Annotated in this window: 19 protein-coding genes and 1 other RNA gene; 8 read left to right on the forward strand and 12 right to left on the reverse strand. The window is 46.0% G+C overall.

The genetic code is table 11. From position 1 onward, the window contains the following. The first annotated feature begins 1 nt into the window (after position 1). Complete coding sequence (locus ZMTM_RS05465) at positions 2-1,465, forward strand: phospholipase D-like domain-containing protein (protein ID WP_221765292.1); 1,464 nt, start codon at positions 2-4, stop codon at positions 1,463-1,465. A gap of 127 nt (positions 1,466-1,592) precedes the next feature. Next, positions 1,593-2,861: an NRAMP family divalent metal transporter gene (locus tag ZMTM_RS05470; protein ID WP_221765293.1), complete on the forward strand. Its 1,269-nt coding sequence runs from the start codon at positions 1,593-1,595 to the stop codon at positions 2,859-2,861. A 15-nt stretch (positions 2,862-2,876) separates the two neighbouring features. Here the strand turns inward: ZMTM_RS05470 and ZMTM_RS05475 are convergent, their stop codons facing one another. The 6 genes from ZMTM_RS05475 to guaB form a co-directional block, all read right to left on the reverse strand. Continuing rightward, the gene (locus tag ZMTM_RS05475) at positions 2,877-6,473 is read right to left on the reverse strand and encodes an EAL domain-containing protein (protein ID WP_221765294.1); all 3,597 of its coding nucleotides are present in this window, start codon (positions 6,471-6,473) and stop codon (positions 2,877-2,879) included. A gap of 180 nt (positions 6,474-6,653) precedes the next feature. After that, positions 6,654-8,249 carry an ABC-F family ATPase gene (locus ZMTM_RS05480; protein WP_221765295.1) on the reverse strand — a complete coding sequence of 532 codons (1,596 nt, stop codon included), beginning with the start codon at positions 8,247-8,249 and terminating at the stop codon, positions 6,654-6,656. Positions 8,250-8,303: 54 nt separating this feature from the next. Then, entirely contained in the window at positions 8,304-8,909 is a 606-nt protein-coding gene (locus ZMTM_RS05485) for a nitroreductase family protein (protein ID WP_221765296.1), read from the reverse strand. Between the two features lie 16 nt (positions 8,910-8,925). Next, the gene (locus ZMTM_RS05490) at positions 8,926-9,420 is read right to left on the reverse strand and encodes a GreA/GreB family elongation factor (protein ID WP_221765297.1); all 495 of its coding nucleotides are present in this window, start codon (positions 9,418-9,420) and stop codon (positions 8,926-8,928) included. Between the two features lie 12 nt (positions 9,421-9,432). Continuing rightward, the gene (gene guaA / locus ZMTM_RS05495; protein ID WP_221765298.1) at positions 9,433-11,016 is read right to left on the reverse strand and encodes a glutamine-hydrolyzing GMP synthase; all 1,584 of its coding nucleotides are present in this window, start codon (positions 11,014-11,016) and stop codon (positions 9,433-9,435) included. Positions 11,017-11,107: 91 nt separating this feature from the next. Further along, a complete protein-coding gene (gene guaB / locus ZMTM_RS05500; protein ID WP_221765299.1) occupies positions 11,108-12,568 on the reverse strand; it encodes an IMP dehydrogenase in 1,461 nt (486 codons plus the stop codon). Positions 12,569-12,728: 160 nt separating this feature from the next. Here guaB and ZMTM_RS05505 point away from each other — a divergent pair, with 160 nt between their 5' ends. Then, positions 12,729-13,187: a DUF4124 domain-containing protein gene (locus ZMTM_RS05505; RefSeq protein ID WP_221765300.1), complete on the forward strand. Its 459-nt coding sequence runs from the start codon at positions 12,729-12,731 to the stop codon at positions 13,185-13,187. 13 nt (positions 13,188-13,200) lie between these two features. Here the strand turns inward: ZMTM_RS05505 and ZMTM_RS05510 are convergent, their stop codons facing one another. Further along, entirely contained in the window at positions 13,201-13,509 is a 309-nt protein-coding gene (locus ZMTM_RS05510) for an RnfH family protein (RefSeq protein WP_221765301.1), read from the reverse strand. A 6-nt stretch (positions 13,510-13,515) separates the two neighbouring features. Next, on the reverse strand, positions 13,516-13,944 hold the full coding sequence (locus ZMTM_RS05515) for a type II toxin-antitoxin system RatA family toxin (protein ID WP_221765302.1): 429 nt from the start codon (positions 13,942-13,944) through the stop codon (positions 13,516-13,518). A 66-nt stretch (positions 13,945-14,010) separates the two neighbouring features. Between ZMTM_RS05515 and smpB the strand changes: the two genes are divergently transcribed. Together smpB and ssrA are read left to right on the forward strand one after the other, a co-directional pair. Further along, a complete protein-coding gene (gene smpB, locus ZMTM_RS05520) occupies positions 14,011-14,460 on the forward strand; it encodes an SsrA-binding protein SmpB (RefSeq protein WP_221765303.1) in 450 nt (149 codons plus the stop codon). A 62-nt stretch (positions 14,461-14,522) separates the two neighbouring features. Continuing rightward, positions 14,523-14,884, forward strand: a transfer-messenger RNA (tmRNA) gene (ssrA, locus tag ZMTM_RS05525). Positions 14,885-15,016: 132 nt separating this feature from the next. Here the strand turns inward: ssrA and ZMTM_RS05530 are convergent. Beyond that, positions 15,017-15,226 carry a (2Fe-2S)-binding protein gene (locus ZMTM_RS05530; protein ID WP_221765304.1) on the reverse strand — a complete coding sequence of 70 codons (210 nt, stop codon included), beginning with the start codon at positions 15,224-15,226 and terminating at the stop codon, positions 15,017-15,019. 223 nt (positions 15,227-15,449) lie between these two features. On the opposite strand from ZMTM_RS05530, the gene ZMTM_RS05535 reads away from it, so the two are divergent. Further along, on the forward strand, positions 15,450-15,683 hold the full coding sequence (locus ZMTM_RS05535) for a hypothetical protein (RefSeq protein WP_221765305.1): 234 nt from the start codon (positions 15,450-15,452) through the stop codon (positions 15,681-15,683). Positions 15,684-15,695: 12 nt separating this feature from the next. Here ZMTM_RS05535 and ZMTM_RS05540 read toward each other — a convergent pair whose 3' ends face one another. From ZMTM_RS05540 to ZMTM_RS05550, 3 genes are read right to left on the reverse strand one after another with little or no spacing between them, the layout of a single operon-like run. Then, entirely contained in the window at positions 15,696-17,180 is a 1,485-nt protein-coding gene (locus tag ZMTM_RS05540; protein ID WP_221765306.1) for a transglycosylase SLT domain-containing protein, read from the reverse strand. Then, positions 17,181-17,630 carry a Crp/Fnr family transcriptional regulator gene (locus tag ZMTM_RS05545; RefSeq protein ID WP_221765307.1) on the reverse strand — a complete coding sequence of 150 codons (450 nt, stop codon included), beginning with the start codon at positions 17,628-17,630 and terminating at the stop codon, positions 17,181-17,183. Positions 17,631-17,682: 52 nt separating this feature from the next. Further along, positions 17,683-18,126, reverse strand: a complete 444-nt coding sequence (locus tag ZMTM_RS05550) for a Crp/Fnr family transcriptional regulator (RefSeq protein ID WP_221765308.1) — start codon at positions 18,124-18,126, stop codon at positions 17,683-17,685. 184 nt (positions 18,127-18,310) lie between these two features. On the opposite strand from ZMTM_RS05550, the gene ZMTM_RS05555 reads away from it, so the two are divergent. Further along, positions 18,311-19,114, forward strand: coding sequence for a tetratricopeptide repeat protein (locus ZMTM_RS05555; RefSeq protein ID WP_221765309.1), 804 nt, complete (start codon positions 18,311-18,313; stop codon positions 19,112-19,114). Then, positions 19,114-20,793, forward strand: coding sequence for a ShlB/FhaC/HecB family hemolysin secretion/activation protein (locus tag ZMTM_RS05560; RefSeq protein WP_221765310.1), 1,680 nt, complete (start codon positions 19,114-19,116; stop codon positions 20,791-20,793). The genes ZMTM_RS05555 and ZMTM_RS05560 overlap by 1 nt, the downstream gene beginning before the upstream one ends. The last annotated feature ends 5 nt before the right edge of the window (positions 20,794-20,798 follow it).

A 20,798-nucleotide genomic window follows, 5' to 3' on the forward strand; every position in this document is an offset into this window, starting at 1 on the left:
TATGAACCACTTAAAGCATGATGCCTTTAAGTGGTTGCAGCCATTTTTCTTGTCTTTACCTTTCTTGTTAGCGGGCTGCGGATCATTACCCACTATCAATCCAGATATGGCACTTCACTCTCCAAAGCCTATACACATGGAGGGTGCGCGGGGCCCATTATCCAATAAGCAAAGTAAAGCGATATTAGCAAAACTGCAAAAAGGTGCAGATGACACCAATATCTTTGACCGCCATCTGGCGATTGAGCAAGAGATTGGCGATAGCCCACTAATGGTCGGTAACCATGTTGATTTGTTGGTAGATGGCCCAGCCACATATGAATCCATGTTTGCTGCAATCGCACAGGCAACTGATACGATTGATATGGAAACTTTCATACTTGAGCCAGACGATATAGGCCAGCGCTTTGTGGATGCCCTGTTACAGAAGCAACTTGAGGGTGTGCAGGTTAACCTGATTTATGACAGTGTCGGTTCTTTGAATACCCCAAAATCTTTCTTTCAACCTTTAGTTGATGCTGGTGCGCACGTCATTGAATACAATCCAATTAACCCCTTGAATACACGAAAGGGCTGGGAGTTGAATGAGCGAGACCATCGCAAGCTGTTGGTGATAGATGGCAAGATTGCCTATGTCGGCGGTATCAATATCAGTAGTGTGTATTCATCAGGTTCTTTCGGTAGCACATTTGCCAGTCTCGGTAGTAGCAAACGCCACAAAGAATCGCTCGAAGATAAGACCGAAGATGGCAAGCAAACTAAAAAGTCAGAGGGACTTGCCTGGCGGGACACCCACATGAGGATGGAGGGCCCAGTCGTAGGCGAATTCCAGAAACTATTTATGACGAGTTGGGAAAAGCAAAAAGGCGAGCCACTTGAAAATCATGACTATTTCCCCGCGCCAGTAAGTGCTGGACGAGACGTTGTACGCGCTATCGGCAGTACACCTGATGATCCATTCAGTTTGATGTATGTGACTTTGATCTCGGCGATTAATAGTGCTGAGAGCCAGATATACATTACCAATGCCTATTTCGTGCCTGACAAGCAAATGCTGGCGGCGCTTAAAGAGGCGGCAGGGCGTGGTGTAGATGTGCGCATATTGTTGCCAAGCACGACTGACTCTAACCTGGTGTTGTACGCATCACACTCTTACTATGATGAATTACTCGAAGCTGGTGTGAAGATCTACGAGCGGCAAGATGCATTCTTACATGCAAAAACTGCAATGATTGATGGCGTGTGGTCCACTGTGGGCTCAAGCAATATGGACTGGCGTAGCTTTTTAAATAATCAGGAAATCAATGCCGTGATTCTAGGGCAAGACTTTGCCGACCGCATGCAAGCACTGTATGAAAAAGACTTGCAAGACTCAAAACAAATCACGCTATCTGAATGGGAGCATCGCTCTTTGCTCAAGCGCCTGAAAGAGACGGGCGCACGTTTGTGGGCACGCTTTCTCTAGCATTCAGATATTATTTATCAAGCCTAGTAATAATTGTCTAAAACGAGACCGCCGTGCGCTACTAAGCTAGGGGCGATTGACGTATAGTCCAGCTTCTACAGCAAGCCCTTGATGGAAGCCATGCCTGATGAAGTTAATCCCAACCCAGCAAGTTAATCGCTTATTGAAAAAACTAGGGCCTGGCCTGATTACTGGGGCGGCAGACGATGACCCAAGTGGCATAGCGACCTATTCCCAGGCTGGGGCGCAGTTTGGCATGAACATGTTGTGGACTGTATTGTTCACATACCCCTTGATGGTAAGCATACAAATCGTCAGCGCAAAAATCGGCAGGGTGACGGGTCGTGGACTCGCTGACAATATCCAGCAACATTTCCCAGCTTGGTTACTTTATGGCGTGTTGAGCTTATTGCTGGTCGCTAACACCATTAATATCGCCGCTGACATCTCTGCCATGGGCGAAGCGTTTAAATTGATTGTGGGCGGCTCTGCGCATCTCTACGCGCTGATATTTGGTTTGGCCTCATTGCTGTTGCAGGTGTTTATTCCTTACCGCCGTTATGTGCGCATTCTCAAGTGGCTTACATTATCGCTTCTGGCTTACGTAGCCACTGCATTTGTGGTGCATATCCCTTGGACGCAGGTGCTCGTCACGTCACTATTCCCACATATCAGCTGGCAAACAGAGTACATAACCACCGTGGTGGCGGTATTTGGTACTACCATCAGCCCGTATCTGTTTTTCTGGCAAGCTTCGCAAGAGGTAGAGGAGCAGCTTGCTGACCCACAATCAAAACCATTGATTGCTGCCCCTGAGCAAGCCGCAGATAGCCTGCGGCGCATTAAGATTGATACGATTATTGGCATGGGGTTTTCTAATCTGGTCGCTTTTTTTATTATTTTGACGACAGCCGTTACGCTCAATTTGCATGGCATCAGCGATATACAAACCTCTGCGCAAGCAGCATTAGCATTGAGACCAATCGCAGGTGAGTTTGCATTCTTGTTATTCAGCGCAGGTATCATTGGAACAGGCCTGCTTGCTATCCCTGTGCTGGCTGGTGCATCTGCTTATGCGATGGCAGGGGCATTTAAGTGGGAGCATAGCTTGGAGCTCTCACCAAAAATGGCAAAACCGTTCTACGCGATTATTGTGTTATCTACCTTGATCGGTGTTGGTTTGAGTTTTAGTGCAATAGACCCGATTAAAGCGTTGTACTGGAGCGCAGTGATTAACGGGGTGATTTCAGTACCGATTATGGCGGTGATGATGCTGATGGCAGTGAAGCCTGAGATTATGGGGCAGTTTGTCATCTCTAGACGCCTTAAATCATTAGGCTGGCTGGCTACATTTATGATGGCGCTTGCTGTGGTGGCCATGTTTGCAACGATTTGAGCGTTGCACTTAGTTCTAGTGATTAATCCGTTTTAATAGCGTAATAAAATCAGCTGCTGGCATGGGTTTTCCCATCAGGTAGCCTTGGTACATATCGCAGCCATGCGCATCGAGAAACTCTAGTTGCTGCTGTGTTTCTACGCCTTCAGCAACTACTTTCAAGCCTAACGTGTGAGCAATCTTGATGATAGTCGCGGTGATCGCACGGTCATCTTCATCTTTTTCAATATCCATTACAAAGCTGCGGTCGATCTTTAGTACATCAAGAGGGAATGTCTTGAGGTAGGCCAGTGATGAATAGCCTGTACCAAAATCATCAATCGAGAGGCTGACGCCTTTGCTACGCAATTGATTCAGCGTTTCAACCATTTCACTCTCACGTTGCATCAATATGCTTTCCGTCAGCTCAAGCTCCAGATATTCCGCGGGGAATTGCGTGATTTCCAGCACATCAGAGAGTGTTCTTACGATGTTTCCGTGGTGAAATTGATGGGCCGAGAGATTCACGGCTAAGTTGAGTGGTAGCAAACCCGCGTCTATCCATTCTTTACCTTGCCTGCAGGTTTCAGCTAATACCCATTCACCTAGCGACTTGATCAGGCCTGTTTCTTCTGCAATGCCGATAAATATAAATGGCATGATCAGGCCGTCTACTGGGTCTTGCCATCTCACCAAGGCTTCAGCGCCGATGATGCGGCCTGAACGTATATCTACCTTAGGCTGGTAATACACGCGTAATTCATTATTGGGGATAGCTTGTCGTAACCTTGATTCAATATGAAAACGATCGCGCGCTGCTTGTGTCAGGCTTTCTGAGAAATATCGTATGCAGCCGCGGCCAGCATTCTTGGCTTGATACAAGGCAGCATCCGCATGTTGTAAAAGCTCCAGTGCTGATTCACCATGCCCAGGGAACATGCTCACCCCGATGCTAGTGCCTATGCGTACTTCAACATTATTGGAAAGCGTCCAGGGCGCTTCTAAAGCCGTAATGATACTGCTGGCGATCTTACTTACATCTTCTTGCGAGTTAATACCTTCAATCAGAATGGTGAATTCATCGCCACCCAGCCGCGTTACCGTATCCACGGCCCTTAGCTTGTTGAGGAGTCGCTTGGCAACTTGCTGCAGCAGCTCATCTCCAGCAAGATGGCCAAAACTATCATTCACGTTTTTAAAGCGGTCCAGGTCAAGCATCAATAAGGCAATCATCTTGCCTTCGCGCCGCGCGACTTCAACCGCGTGATCCAGCCTTGAAAGTAGCATCAAGCGATTAGGCAGGTGAGTGAGCGGGTCGTGATGCGCGAGAAATTCCAACTGGTCTTCGGAGGCTTTGATATTGGATATATCAGCAAATACAGCCACGTAATTAGTAGTGTCGCCCAGCTCGTTTTTAATTGAACTGATGCTCATTAATTGGGGGTAAACCTCACCGTTTTTTCGGCGATTCCACATCTCGCCTTGCCAGTGGCCTGTTTGTATCAGGATATCCCACAAGTCAGAGAAGAACGAGTCATCATGCCGGCCAGAATTAAGCAGTTTGGGCGATAGATTGATGACTTCTTCCGAATCATAGCCAGTGATGTCGGTAAATGCTGAGTTGACCATCATGATGCGGCTATTTTCATCGGTCACCATGATACCTTCACGCGTATTTTCAAATACAGCGCGTGACATGCGGTGCTGTTCTTCATTATTCTTGAGTATGGTGATGTCAGTAATTGTGCCAACAAAGCCCATAAAATGGTGGTGCTCATCGTATTCTGTAGCAGCTTGGCCTTTTACCCAGACAGTTTTGCCATCGGCACGTATAAACCTGAACTCTTGATTAAATGTCTGTTTAGTCGAAAGTGCTTCTTTCCATTTGGCACTGATACGAGGGCGATCTTCTTCATACAAGGCGTTCAGCCAGCGATTGCTAGTCGCTTGTTCCAGTTTGGTCTCGGTAATGTCTGACCAGCTTTTATTCACATAAATGAAATGTCCTTTAGCATTGGTATGGAATATGCCAACTGGGGAAGACTGGGCCAAGGTATGAAATAAGGTTCTGCTTTTTTGTAATGCATCTTCAGCAATTTGTTTTGCCCTGTCTGCCTCCGAGGCAGAGACAGCAAACGATACGTTGTTGGCGAATTGATCAAGCAAATCGACCACTCTTGGCTCAAAAGCGCCTGCTTCACCCATATATAGATTGAGTGTGCCGATCACCTTGCCATTGGTATTCAGCGGCAAGGTGATCATGCTTTTGTATCCATGGCCAAGGGCTACTTCTCGCCAGTAGGTCATCCTTTTGTCTGTGGCGATGTTATCTACTACTACATATTTTGCTGTGCTGATTGCAGTGGCAATTGGGCCATTCTTCAAGTCTTCTATGCTGACCTGGTTGGCCTCTATCTTGTTCAGGTCAATGGTCAGGTTTTCAATATAACTGCCAGTTTCTCCTGCGCTGGAGATGACATTCACCTTATTGGCTTGTTCGTCTATTAAACCTATCCACGCCATTCTGAAGCCGCCATCGTCGACTGCGATATTGCAGGCTTCATGCAATATCTCTAGCAATGGAAGTCTATGCATAATCAGCTTATTCACATTGCTTAACATCAATAACAAACGGTTAGTGGATTGGGTTTCAAGCTCGACTAACTTACGCTTGGTGATGTCATACGCTTGCACCAGTCTTGCAGCATGCTCATTGAATATGATTGGGTGAGAGGTGATTTCTACATCAATCAGGCTGCCATCTTGTTTCCAGTGCAACCATTCACCAAAACTTTTAATGTGATTATTTTCAAAGCTGGGCATAAGCTGAAGCAGCCGCTGCTGCTCTTCTATGGGTCGCATTTCCAACAGCGTCATGGAAAGAAACTCTTGTTTTGACCAGCCATACAGGCTCACAGCGGCTTCGTTCACAGCAAGAAAATCGAGTGTTTTGATGTTGAATACCCACATCGGTATCGGGTTGGCATCGAACATCTCGCGATATATCGCCTCGTTTTGTGCCAATGTGCGAGATTGTTCAAGTTGTGCAGTCATGTCTCGCATGACGATGATGGCGCCTAACTTATTACCAGCATCATCATAAAATGCTGCACCGTTGCAAGAGACAACCCTGGGGGCTTGTCCCTTGGCTCTAATCATAATAAGTACATCTTTGATGATTTCGCCATTGAACGCGCGTATCAGCGGTATTTGCTCAACACTTAACCTGTTTATGCCATCTGCATCGTACAAGTCGTAGTATTGGCTCCACTCGCTAGAGGCGATTTTAAGCGGGTCGAGCCCATGCCATTCTCTCGCAGCGCAGTTAAACCTGAGCAGTTGCATATTGGCATCACAAGCAACCACACCTTCAGTCTGGTTTTCAAGGAGCTGCTGATTAAACTGGCTGTTGAGTCTTTGTTTTTGCAGAACGATAGACAGTACGGCACTGATACAAATGATGGCAATCAGCGCTATCACACTGATCCAGATCAAGAGCTGCATCGTAGGCGTCAGTGAGTCTGCATCCTGTGACTGAAGGATCAGCCCCCAGGCAATGCAAAATATGATGTATATGCCCGCCAGCACGGCAAGCATGAACTTTTTGATGATGGCGCGCAGCTTGGCTTGCATATCGATAGGTAACCTTGTCAGCCCATGTAATGGAGATGCTGAAGGGATTATGCGTAGCTTTGATGTTTTTTACAAACGGCGCTTTGTAACAAAGACAAACATGCGCACTCATGCGCATGTTTTATAGGTGGTGGAACAGTCTAATTTTTAGATTAAACGTATCAGTTTGAACGTGATTGATTAATCTACGCCTTGGCTGGCAAGGTAGTCTTCATAATTGCCACTGAAGTCTATGATTTTATCTGCGCGAATTTCTAATATGCGCGTAGCCAATGAGCTCACAAACTCACGGTCATGACTCACAAACAATAAGGTGCCTTTGTATTTATCCAGCGCCGTATTGAGTGACTCGATAGATTCCATGTCCATATGGTTGGTTGGCTCATCCATCAGCATCACATTAGTTTTATCCAACATCAGTTTGCCAAACATCATGCGGCCTTTTTCACCGCCAGAAAGCACTTTGACTGATTTTTTGAAATCGTCGCCAGAGAACAGTAAACGTCCTAGCATGCTGCGCACGGCTTGGTCATCATCAGTCGCTTTTGTGTATTGCTTCATCCAGTCAAACAGATTGAGATCATCTTCAAAATCTTCTGAATGGTCTTGCGCAAAATAGCTGACGTTGGCTTTTTCTGCCCATTTTACTTTGCCATGTTTAGGCTTTAATTGACCTGCAAGACAGCGTAGCAGGGTGGTCTTACCAATACCGTTTTCGCCGATAATCGCGACTTTCTCACCTGCCTCTATCATCAAATCAAAATCATTAAAGAGCAGATGGTCAAAACCGTGGCTGAGCTTTTCTACTTCTACCGCATTGCGATGTAGTTTTTCGCGTTCATCATATTCAAAGCGAATGAATGGATATTGGCGGCTTGAAGGCTTGATATCTTCAACCTTGATTTTGTCGATTTGCTTGGCGCGGCTGGTGGCTTGTTTAGCTTTAGATGCATTAGCCGAGAAACGACGTACGAAATCTTGTAAATCAGAAATCTGCTGCTTGGCCTTGGCGTTATCTTTGGCTTGCTGCGCGCGTGCCATGGTTGAAGCTTCCATGAAGTCATCATAATTGCCTGGGTACACCGTCAGTTTGGCGTAATCCATGTCAGCTGTATGCGTACACACCTGATTCAAAAAGTGGCGATCATGCGAAATGATGATCATGGTGCAGTTGCGGTTATTCAGAATATCTTCCAGCCAGCGGATGGTGTTGATGTCCAGGTTATTGGTTGGCTCATCCAGCAGCAAAATGTCAGGGTTTGAGAACAGCGCTTGCGCTAGCAAAACACGTAATTTCCAGCCTGGTGCAATCGCGCTCATCAAGCCAGTATGTTGCTCAATTGGGATGCCGACACCCAGTAGCAATTCGCCTGCACGGGCTTCTGCCGTGTAACCATCATATTCAGCAAATACTGCTTCAAGCTCTGCGGCTTTCATGTAGTCGTCTTCAGTGGCTTCCATGTTCATGTAGATGGCGTTTTTCTCTGCACTGGCCTTCCACATTTCCTCATGGCCCATCATGACCACATCCAGCACACGCTGCTCTTCATAGCCAAACTGATCCTGACGTAGCCAGGACATGCGTTCGTGGCTATCCAATGCAATATTGCCAGCTGTAGGTTCTAATACACCAGCCAGAATCTTCATGAATGTGGATTTTCCACAGCCGTTGGCGCCAATCAAGCCATAGCGATTACCTTCGCCAAATTTGACTGATACGTTTTCGAACAAAGGCTTTGCGCCGAACTGCATGGTGATGTTGTTGCTAATGAGCACGTTGGTGTTCCTAAATGATTAAAACGAAAATACTGATTTATCCGAGATGCTGGTTTATTTGAATTGATCGTGAATGACGACGTCACCCAATGGTAGTTGGCCACCGCGCGGCCAAGGCTCTTTAATGCCTTTACCAATGGCGACGAACATTGCCGGTGTGTGATCTGCTGGCAGATTGATCAGTTTTGCTACGGCATCAAAATCAAAGCCATCCATCGGACAGCTGTCATAGCCCATATCTTTGGCTGCCAGCATGAGTGTCATGGCTGCCATTCCGCAAGAGCGCATCGCTTCATCGCGTTGTACTTGTTCGCGTCCACCATAATATTGGCCGATTGCGGGCACTAAAAAGTCTTGCACAGGTTTTGGCGCATCTTTCCAGTAACGTTCTGGCTGTTTTTCCCAAGACTTTAAATCTGCTGTGAGAATGACCAGAATTGAAGCATCTGTTACTTGGGCTTGATCCCAGCTGACTGCACGAATCTGTTTGCGTAGCTCAGGGTTTTGCACCACAACAAAGCGCCAGTTCTGAATATTGAAAGCGGTAGGGGAGAGTATGGCCAGTGAGAAAAGCTGATTGATTTCAGCCTCAGTGAGGCGATGTTCAGTGTCATAGGCCTTGATGGCACGGCGTGTTTCAATGGCGGTTTTTACTTCCATGATTACTTATTCTTTCCTATAATATTTCTATAATTTCGAGCGCGAGATCACCCGCTGGGCGTTTCCAAATAACAGTTTCACCAGTTTTGTGCCCGATAAGTGCTCGTGCCAAAGGTGATACATAACTGACTTTACCAGCGGTAATGTCAGCTTCATCTTCACCTACTATCATGAAGGTTAGCCTATCACCATGTTCATCTTCTACTTTTACCGTTGCACCAAATAACACTTGTTCGGATGGCTGCTCAGCAGGCTCAACCAAAATGACACTTTCCAGCCTTGCCTGAAAATAACGCAAATCCCGTTCCACCATACCAAGGCGTTGGCTGGCGACTGGGTCATCTTTATCTGGAGATAATTGCTGGCGCTCTAGCTCTAGGTTTTCAGACTGGTTTTGTAGCTGAGCCAAGCCAGCTGGTGTTACATAATTGGCATGTGGACTGATTGGCCGTTCCGGCAGATCAGTACCCGCATGCTCAAGATCATCTTCCTTAACAAATCCGCGACTCATGGATAGTTAAGCTTATTCCCACTCAATGGTGGCTGGTGGCTTGCCCGATACGTCATACACCACACGGTTAATGCCTCGCACTTCATTGATGATGCGGTTAGATGCTTTGCCCAATAGTGCATATGGCAACTCAGCCCAGTGCGCTGTCATGAAATCGCTGGTGACTACTGCGCGCAATGCCACTACGTAATCGTAAGTGCGGCCATCCCCCATCACGCCCACAGACTTCACTGGAAGGAACACAGCAAAGGCCTGACTGGTGAGGTCATACCAGCTTTTGCCTGTTTTTTCATCAATCGTATTGCGTAATTCTTCGATGAATATGGCATCAGCCAAGCGCAATAGATCGGCGTACTCTTTTTTAACTGCACCCAAAATACGTACACCTAGACCAGGGCCTGGGAAAGGGTGACGATAAACCATATCGTGTGGCAAACCCAGCGCAACGCCGAGTTCCCGTACTTCATCTTTAAACAGGTCACGTAATGGTTCTAGCAGTTTCAAACCTAGTGTTTCTGGCAGGCCGCCTACGTTATGGTGGCTCTTGATGGTGACCGCTTTTTTAGATTTCGCACCGCCTGATTCAATCACATCGGGGTAAATCGTACCTTGCGCCAGCCATTTGGCATTTTCCAGCTTTTTGGCTTCAACCTGGAAAACCTCTACGAATTCTTTACCTATAATTTTGCGCTTAGCTTCTGGGTCACTGACGCCTTCAAGTTCACCCATGAATTGAGCAGTCGCATCCACATGAATTACTTTTGCATGCAGGCGACCAGCAAACATCTCCATGACCATCTTGCCTTCATTCAGGCGTAGCAAGCCGTGGTCTACAAACACACAAGTGAGTTGGTCACCAATCGCGCGGTGGATCAATGCTGCTGCAACGCTGGAATCAACACCGCCGGACAGGCCCAAAATCACTTCTTCATCACCAACCTGCTGGCGAATTTTCTCGACCGCCTCAGTAATGTAATCGCCCATAATCCAATCTGCACGTGCCTTGCAGATATCCAGCACGAAGCGATTCAACATCGCTTGGCCTTGCTTGGTGTGAGTGACTTCAGGGTGGAACTGTACTGCGTAAAACTTACGGCTTTCGTCTGCCATGGCCGCAATCGGTGTGGTTTCATTGCTGGCGATGACTTTGAATCCTGCTGGTAATTCGGTCACTTTATCGCCGTGGCTCATCCAGACTTCAAGCAAGCCGTGGCCATCAGCGTTGCTGCTATCCTGAATATCCTTGAACAGTTCAGAATGGCCTCTTGCACGTACTTCTGCAAAGCCAAATTCACGCTTGGTGCCAGCCTCTACCTTGCCGCCCAATTGTTGCGCCATGGTTTGCATGCCATAACAGATGCCAAGTACTGGAACACCGAGCTCAAATACCACATTCGGTGCTTTGTCGGTTTCTTCTTCATACACGCTAGCATGACTGCCAGAGAGGATGATGCCATCCGCACCAAAATCACGGACAAAGTCATCTGACACATCGCATGGATGAATCTCGCAATAGACTTTTGCTTCACGCACACGTCTTGCGATTAACTGAGTAACTTGTGAGCCGAAATCAAGAATGAGGATTTTTGAGTGCATGAAAAAACTTGAAGAGGGAAGAGGGCTAAAACCAATTGGTTTATTTGCGCCTCTTTCCCTCTTCACCTTTAGTTAGTTAGTCGATACTGAGTTAGTCGATATGATAGTTAGGAGCTTCTTTGGTGATTTGTACATCATGTACATGAGATTCACGCATGCCAGCAGAAGTGATCTGCACAAACTCAGCCTTGTTGCGCATCTCATCAATGGTGCTGCAACCTACATAGCCCATAGAAGCGCGCAAGCCACCCATCAACTGGTGAATCACCGCAATCACACTGCCTTTGTAAGGTACACGGCCTTCGACGCCTTCAGGCACCAGTTTGTCGGCATTGCCATTGTTGTCCTGAAAGTAACGGTCGCTAGAGCCTTTTTGCATCGCACCAATAGAACCCATACCGCGGTAAGACTTATAAGATCGGCCTTGGAACAGCTCGATCTCACCAGGCGCTTCTTCAGTACCAGCAAACATACCACCTAGCATGACAGAGTAAGCTCCAGCGGCAATTGCCTTGGAGATATCGCCAGAGTAGCGGATGCCACCATCTGCAATAAACGGCACACCAGAACCACGCAAAGCTTCTTCAACATTGCTGACTGCGCTGATTTGCGGAACACCTACACCAGCCACGATACGAGTCGTGCAGATTGAGCCAGGGCCAATACCGACTTTTACACCATCTGCGCCATTATCAACCAACGCCTTGGCAGCAGCAGCGGTAGCAATGTTTCCACCAATCACTTGTACTTGCGGGAAATTCTTTTTAACCCACTTCACGCGATCAAGTACACCTTGTGAATGGCCATGCGCGGTATCAACCACGATGACATCCACACCAGCTTCTGCCAGCGCTGCAACGCGCTCTTCAGTACCTTCACCCACGCCTACTGCTGCGCCAACACGTAAGCGACCTTTGGAGTCTTTACAGGCCAATGGATGGTCACTGGACTTTTGAATATCTTTAACAGTGATTAAGCCTTTAAGCTCGTAGTTTTCATCAATCACCAATACGCGTTCAAGGCGATGTTGATGCAGCAATTGAATCACTTCTTCACGACTGGCGCCTTCACGTACAGTCACCAGACGATCGCGCGGGGTCATGATGTTCTTGATGGATTGATCGAGGTTAGTCTCGAATCGAAGGTCACGATTGGTAACGATACCAACCACTTTGGTGCCTTCTACCACTGGCAAACCTGAAATTTTGTGCTGACGGGTGATGTTCAATACATCACGTACTGTCATGTGCGGCTGAATCGTAAAAGGATCATTCACTACGCCAGATTCAAAACGCTTAACGCGAGAAACATGTGCAGCTTGTTCTTTGGCCGTCATATTCTTGTGGATGATGCCGAGACCACCTTCTTGCGCTAGAGCGATTGCAAGCGGTGCTTCCGTGACGGTATCCATCGCGGCAGAAACCAAAGGGATGTTGAGGCGAATAGAACGAGTGAGCTGGGTGGCTAGGCTTACTTCACGCGGCAGCACGATAGAGTGTGCTGGAACCAGTAAAACATCGTCGAAGGTAAGCGCTGTTTGCAACAAACGCATAAAATATCTTTCTGGCAAAAGCTAATTATACAGATTTGATGCGCGCGGGTAAATCCAGAATGCAGGCAATTAGTAAGTCAATAAGCATTGACTGCTAGTGCTTATGGTTTTAATGTAAAGCATTGATATTAAAAACATAGGATTTAAAGCAATGACTAGAATGTTTACATTGGTGATATTTGTGATTGGCGCGCTAGTGACTATGACTGCCCAAGCCGACATATACAAATGGAAAGACACGAATGGCGTCGTTCGTTACTCAGATACTCCACCCAATGGAAACATACCAACTGAATCAATAAAATCCAGGAAAATTATTGCTGCTGAACCTACAGCATCAACTAAAGATACCCCAGATAGCAAAGAGGCGGCTGCAATGAAGCGCCAAGAGTCTGCGGAAGCGGAGAAGAAGAGTAATGAGGAATTAAAAGCTAAAGAAGAGGAAAAAAAGAATAAGAAGCAGAACTGCTTATTAGCAAAAGATAGCCTCAAAAATTATCAGGATGGCGCACTTGTCTACAAAGTTAATGACAAAGGCGAACGTGAATACCTCGATCAATCTGGCATGGCTAAAGGGATGGCTGAAGCAGAGAAAAACGTAAAGCTTTATTGCAAGTAGTTTAAGTAAAGCTTTATTGCTTTTTTGCTGCGTTTTGTCTGCGTAGTTGTTTGGGGTCAGCAATTAACAGCCGATATATTTCAACCCTGTCATGATGCCGCAACAGTTTTTCTAGTTTGCAAAGCTTCCCAAATATTCCAACCTTATTGATGTTTAAATCAATCTCTGGGAATTTTAATAAGATACCTGAAGTTTCAATTGCATCCTTAACTGTCGCTATTTTCGGCAATTGCAATTGAACGATTAATTGCATATCAGGGTTTGCGTAAGCTACTTCCACAATAATTTCCCCACTATTGCCAGAAGTCAATTTACCTAGCATTGTTGCTCAATAAACCTTTTCGGCACGCACCACAAAAGCATCTACAAATGTATTGGCAATGTGGCTAAAAACGGGAGAGATGAGTTTTTCAAGGAACAGGTTTGAAAACTCATAAGTCAGCTTAAATTCAATCTTACAGGCGGTTTCAGACAGTGCAATAAAACGCCAATTGCCTTCGAGATGGCTAAACGGACCATCTTTCAGAGTAATTTCCATACTGCTTGGGTAGGTTTTAAAGTTTTGAGTGGTAAATTTTTGTTTGATGCCGTGATAGTCAATATGCAACGTAGCGGTCGTGGTGGTTTCATCCCGTTCAATCAAGTCAATACCGCCGCACCAAGGTAAAAACTCTGGGTATTTTTCTACTGTATCTACCAACGCATACATCTGTGCGGCAGAAAAGTTGACCAATACTGTTTTTTCAACATGCGCCATTTGGGTTTTTATCTGGAGTAAAATACTGATTTTAAGCCTAAAGCACAGCTAGAACCAAACTCTGATATGAGCATTGCACAAAACAAAAAAGCCTTTTACGACTACTTTATTGAAGAAAAGTATGAGGCAGGCATCGTGCTCGAAGGCTGGGAAGTCAAGGCTATTCGGGATAATCGAATCAATCTTAAAGAAGCTTACGTGATTATTCAGCGTGGCGAGATTTATCTGATAGGTTGCCATGTCACCCCGCTCGGTTCAGCCTCGACACACGTGCGGCCAGATACTATTCGCACCCGTAAATTGTTGCTACATTCCGAAGAAATTTCTAAGCTAATAGGTAAGGTTCAGATTGCAGGCTACACCCTAGTGCCGCTTGATTTGCACTTCACCCGGGGCAGAATTAAGGCACAGATTGGCCTAGCCAAAGGTAAGAAACAATACGATAAACGTGCAACGGAGAAAGACCGTGACTGGCAACGTGAAAAAGGCCGAATAGTTCGTGAAGCCAATCGATAAGGCGTATAATTCGAGACTTGCTTAAACTTATGGTTAATATTTAATCATAAGCAAAACAAATTGGGGCCGACCAGGTTTCGACGTGGGTTGCAAAGCAGTGCAGGGCATACCGAGGCTCAGCTACCTCGTAAATACAACTGAAACAAGTATAGTCGCAAACGACGAAACTTACGCTCTAGCCGCTTAATCCCGGTTGGACGCTGCACCGAAGGGCCTCTCGGTCGGGTGGGAAACCACAGCAGCGTCATAAAGAGAGGCTCGTGTTGTATAGGGTTACTTTATACACCATTAAATCCAAGGTAACTCGTCTTGTAGTCGCTTGTCGGTTGGTGCATGCAAGATTAAATCAAACAACCAGGCTAAGTATGTAGAACTGTCTGTAGAGTGCTTGCGGACGGGGGTTCGATTCCCCCCGGCTCCACCATTTACTCAAATTAAAAGCATCAAAAACAAAAAGCTCAATGATTTTATGCATTGAGCTTTTTGTTTTTTGCCTGACTGGTTTTCTAAATAAATGGTGCGTCAAAGATTGTTGGTAGCTCGAATTGCAGTGATCTTATGAGTTCTTTTTCTGCTGTTCGATAAGTTCAGCGAGAAACTCTGCAATATCCCACTCGCAACCGCCACAGCCAGACAGAGCGCCTGTCCATCGTGAAATGCCATCGACATCCTTGCCTTGCTCGAAAAGGCTTTGAATAGCTCCTCGGGTGGTTCCGCTGCAGTGGCAGAGAACTTCATCTGCTGGATTGACGTTTTTGCTGCTCATGGGCGGTTACATAATTCCAAATTGATCATAGTGTTAATTATAACGCTCTAGATATACGATGCAGCAGCTATTAAAAGCTTGTTGAATTGTGCTTATTCTTAATACTTTGAGGGTATGGATATATGAAAGTTTAATAGCTCATGTTGTTTTTGTGGACTATTTGTATGAGAAGTCGGAGTATTAAATAAAGCAAAATATATAAGTGTTATTGAGGAGTAATCCCATGAAAATTCAGGCGACAGCTTTACAAATTCAGGCGCATATTCAATCTTGGATTGATGAGGCCAAGTTAGAAGACCCTTGTGATGAGTGCGAAGCGCCTTATCCCGTATTTGCAGACCCTGAGAAAAACGATGGCTGCAACTGGGTGACACAATCAGCGAATTGTGACTCGGAATGTATTACCCATGTTTGGCCTTATGTGCTGCAGGCACAGGAGAAATTTGAATTAATTTAAGGCAGCTGGCGTTTATTTTTTATTGGCAATGTCGATATGAAATGAGGAATATCGACCACTGATTCCTCGGGATTTATTCTGGCTCCCTACCAATTTCAAACGCCCAGGAATCCATCCGCTGTTTTCTATGATGCTAGGGTGGGCTGCGAGCAGCATTTTGTCGCTATTGCTTACATATTGGTTTTGTTTCAACAGCTTTTCTTCACCCACCATTCTGAGTGGAGTTAATGATGATTCATCCCCAGAGAATGCTAGCTCTCCCCCTTTTATTGGAATGAATAAGGTGCCCGAGGCTATTACGCTGAGTGATGCGTGAATGCCGTTGATACTCCTCACTTCTTCCACAGACACATTTTGCCTGATAGCAAAATGCGTTAATGTTTCATTAGGTAATGCTTTGGCTGCTTTCAGGCTAATCAGGCTCAGCATGGGTTTATCTGTTTTACCTAACTCAGTTTTTAACCTTGATAAACCCTCTTGTGAAATCCATATAGGGTTGCTGTTTGCTGTGACTACCTGTCTTAAAATGCCTGCATTGAGTAACTTTAAGTCATTTAGTGGCATGCCGCTGACCGCGGATATTGTGCCTAAATCAACCGGCCCACTGAAGTTGATTTGGGTAATGGCGGCCTTGTTGTTGGCTTGCAGCAGCCTGTTAAGGTCTGTGCCCGCAATGATGTTTCTAACAGCGATAAAACGCGGAACGTAGTTTTGGGTTTCAACGGGTAGCCAGGGTGAGATGCTAATGAAGTCGCTACCACGCCCAGCTTGGCGCGCCTTTGTCTGTGCTTTTGCTACGCAGCCTTCGCCACAGTTGTAACTCGCCAAAGCAAGTTGCCAGTCACCAAATTGGTTATAAAGCGCTTGTAGATAGTCAAGCGCAGCACTGGTGGCGGTGAGTGGGTCTCGGCGCTCGTCACGCAGCCAGGTTTGTTGTAAGCCAAAGCGTTTGCCGGTAGAGGGGATGAATTGCCAGATGCCCGCGGCTGCGGCGCTTGAGGTGGCGCGTGGGTCAAATCCGCTTTCTATAATGGGTAACAATGCCAAATCTGTTGGCATGCCGCGATATTCAAGCTCATCAATGATGTAAGGCAGGTAGGGAGCTGATTTTTGCAGTGCCTGCAAAATAAAATCTGTATGACTGCCATAAAAACGGGTGTAATCAGCCACAGCGTTTGAATTGAGGTTCGCTATGCCAAAGCCAGCTTGTAAACGTGATGATAGCTTGCTAGATTTTCCAGAATTTAGCGGCGGTGGATTTTCTGATGGGTGATTAGGGTCTGACTTACCTGATGACTTGGCACTAGATTTCGCGTCATTATCCTGTGCATTGCTACTAGGTTTATCATTACTATTTTCAACACTGAGATCATTGATCTCACGTAATGTACCAAGTCTATCGTCTTGCGTTGCACAACCTGCTAATCCAACAATAGAGAGTGCAATAACAAATAATGCGAGTAAACGTAGAGGCGGCTTCTGCCTTTTTTGCAGCATTTACAAACGTGCGCGCAAGGCAGCATTTCTAGCAAATACGGCATTAGCGAGTTGGATGGCGATCATGTATTGAAATTGATGGGCGATGCGTGGCGCTTGCTCTCTCAGTGCCGCAAGGTTTTCACGCGGAAACTCAAGGGCAATAGATGGCTCAAGGGCAACGACAGTGGTGGGAACAGTTAAATCTTCAACCAGTGAAAGCACGTTAAAGACTTCGCCAGCGCAGATTTCATTCACGCTCATGGTTTCGTTGACTACATTGTCATGCTGAAAAACACGCACACGCCCTGAAATCAATAAGTAGGTTGATTCACCTGGTTCTTTTTGATCTGAGAACAAATAGTCTTCAGGAAACTCGAATAATCTGGAGTGAGCAATAAAAGCAGTGAGTTCAGTCTCGGTGAATTTTTCAAATGCGGGAAGATCACGCAAAAAAGGTAATAGTGTCATTGCTAATCCCTGATTAATTATTCATTGCTTTGTTTCAGTAGGCTAAATGCTATCAATGCGGTGTGCGTAATCTTGCAGCCAACACTTCTGTTAAAACATTAAGGAGTGCAGGTCCAGTATCTTCAGCAACGAGTAAATCCTCTAATGGCTGATGTCTTAGCTTTAAGGTTCTCATTGGGGTCGCGGCTTCTACGCTGGCACTTGAAACCAATTTGCGGGATAAGATAGATATTTCGCCTAGTATTTGGCCAGGTTTAATGTTGCCAAGTTTGATCGATTGATTGTCATTTTCGATAAACACTCTAGCTTCACCTTCTAATACAAAGTAAATCGCATCAGATGGCATACGGTCTCGCATGATGTTGCGACCAGGGCGGAATTCAGTCAGAGCGCAGCTGTCCAGCAGTTTTTTTAACGCTGCTGGTGATAAGTCTGAGACTAGCTGTGGAAAAACCTGTTTAAATTCATTGATCCCACTTTCATCTACTGTTGCCATGTATTCCCTCAGCCCTAATTCAAATGTCACAATTTAACGTTATTATTTTGTTTGGATTTATATCAATCATAACCGACTAATTCAAACTAAGTTAGTCAGAAATAGTGAAAGTTTCCATTGAATAATTTATAGTGCGTAGCAATACAATTAATTATAAATTTGTTTTTTCGAATCAGGGGCTCACATGAAATTCTTCCACAGGCTATTTTTTGCCGCATTATTCTCTTTAGGGTTTTCAGTCACAAGTCATGCAGGCGTAGAAGAGGGCTTAGCTGCTGCTAAAAGCGGCAATTATGCTGAAGCGCAAAAAATATGGCTGGTAGATGCTAAAAAGGGCAATGCTGATTCACAAAATAACCTGGGTGTTCTATACGAAAAAGGCTTAGGTGTTCCACCTGATTTAACCAAGGCACGTGACTGGTATTTAAAAGCAGCAAATGGCGGTAACCGCAGTGCACCAAACAACTTAGGTGTCTTATTAGAGCGGGGTGCAGGTGGCCCGCAGGATTTAGCTGGTGCAGCAAAATGGTATGAGGCAGGTGCGAAATTTGGTGATCGCAATGCCATGAATAATTACGCTGTATTACTCGAGAATGGTCGTGGAGTCCCCGCCAACCTGCCTGCAGCAATTGATTATTATCGTAAGGCCGCTGATTTGGGCTCTGCACAGGCACAGAATAATCTTGGTGTTCTGTATGAAAAGGGCTTGGGTTTGCCGCAAGATTACGGCATGGCTGCCCAATATTATCGTCAGGCTGGCGCACAAAAACATGCCGCTGCACAAAACAATCTGGGCGTACTGTATGGCACAGGCCGTGGTGTTCCCCTGAATTATGTAGATGCCGCCTACTGGTTTAGCCTAGCCGCCGAAAATGGTGACAAAAACGGTTTGAATAATCGTGATGCCGCAGTTCGTAGGTTGCAGCCTGCAGAGCAAACCGAACTGCAAAATAGACTTGCTTCACGCATAGCTTCACCAGCACAGTAATGAACTGGTTTAATGCCGTCAGGCATTCAGTACCGTTGCTGAAATTCAGTTTTCTGCCAGTTGTTTTTGTGGCGATTTTTGCTTGCTATATGGGGCAAGCACAAGCTGCAACTGCACTACCACCGACTCCCGGTGCCGTGCAGGATTCAGTGCAAGATAGGCGCTCGCCAGAAGTATCATCCCCCGCGCAAATTGTATTTACTTCAGAAGATTCCGCAGAAAACAGCGAAGAAACCACGGACACCACTAAACGCTTTCTGGTGAGTGGTTTTACGTTCACTGGTAACACCGTATTCAAAGAGTTCGAGTTGCGCACCGTGACCGAGCAATACCTCGATTTGCAATTAACACTGGAAGAAATCGATAGAATCGCTGCCAAAATTACCGCGATTTATCGTCGCGAAGGCTATACGGTTGCACGTGCTTTTGTACCTGCACAACGGGTTGAAGATGGTTTGGTGACCATACAAATCATTGAAGGCCAAATTTCCAATACCAGTTTCAAAGGCCAATGGCGCTATCGTAAGAATTTTTTACAGCCTTACTTTGATGATTTCATCCGCAATAAAGATGGCCAGCTAGTAACTGATGCTGGCATGGAACGTCAACTACTTTTACTGAATGATCTGCCAGGATTGAAAGCCCGTGCCACCTTGGTGCCGGGCGAGAAGTTTGGTACCACAGATGTGAATGTAGAATTAAAAGAGAAGTTGTTTGATGCTTTTCTTGGGTTTTCCAACCCAGGCTCTAAAGAGACTGGCGAGAACCGTATAGATGCTGGAGCTTCGGTCAATAATCCTTTTACATTAGGTGACCAGCTTACATTACGCGCGCTGCAATCTACCGATGATTTATTCAAGTACCAGCGTGTAGGTTACTCATTTCCAATTGGCTCTGATGGCATCAGGCTTGCACTCTCGACCCTCATTACCGATTACAAGCTGGGTGGTAATTTTGCAGCGCTGGATATATCAGGCAAGGTACGTAATTCTGACATTACTATTTCATACCCCTATCTGCGCACACGCTCGCAAAATATCATCGGAGCTCTGCAGTTCCGGCGTACAAGCACGCAGCAGAATGTGCTGGGTGTGCCATTTTCAAGTTCTTCGCTGCCATTAGCGGTGGCTTCTGTTTACTCTAACTGGGTGCATGAGGATTCATCAGCTACGTCGCTGAATATGGCTTATTCAACCAATATGTGGCGTAACGGCAGCGTTGCCGAGCAGAATCATGTGGCCTCTAAAGTAGATGCCGAAGTGACTCACTTGACTGGTGCTACGCGCTATTGGGATTTCTATTTCCGTGGCCAGGGTGTGTATTCAGCTTCAGCTTTGCCTGATACCGAGAAATTTTCACTAGGTGGCAGCGAGAGTATTCGCGGCTACCCAACAGCACAGGTGCGTGGCGACGGCGGGTATCTGGTGACGATGGAATTGCGCAGGCAATGGCGGCTAGCAAGTGTTCCCGGCTACATATCCGTATTCGCTGATACTGGTGGTGTTAAAAATAAAGGCTTTACAGGGACAGACCGCTTGTCTTCTATAGGCGCAGGCCTTGTGTTTTATTTGGGGAATTACGGGCGCTTCAAAGCTGAATATGCGATACCAACAGCAGATGATAAAGCTGTGGATGGTAAAAATGGCAGGCTGTGGTTTAACCTGAATTTGTCATACTAACCGTG

The sequence above is a fragment of the Methyloradius palustris genome, from assembly GCF_019703875.1.
GTDB lineage: Bacteria > Pseudomonadota > Gammaproteobacteria > Burkholderiales > Methylophilaceae > Methyloradius > Methyloradius palustris.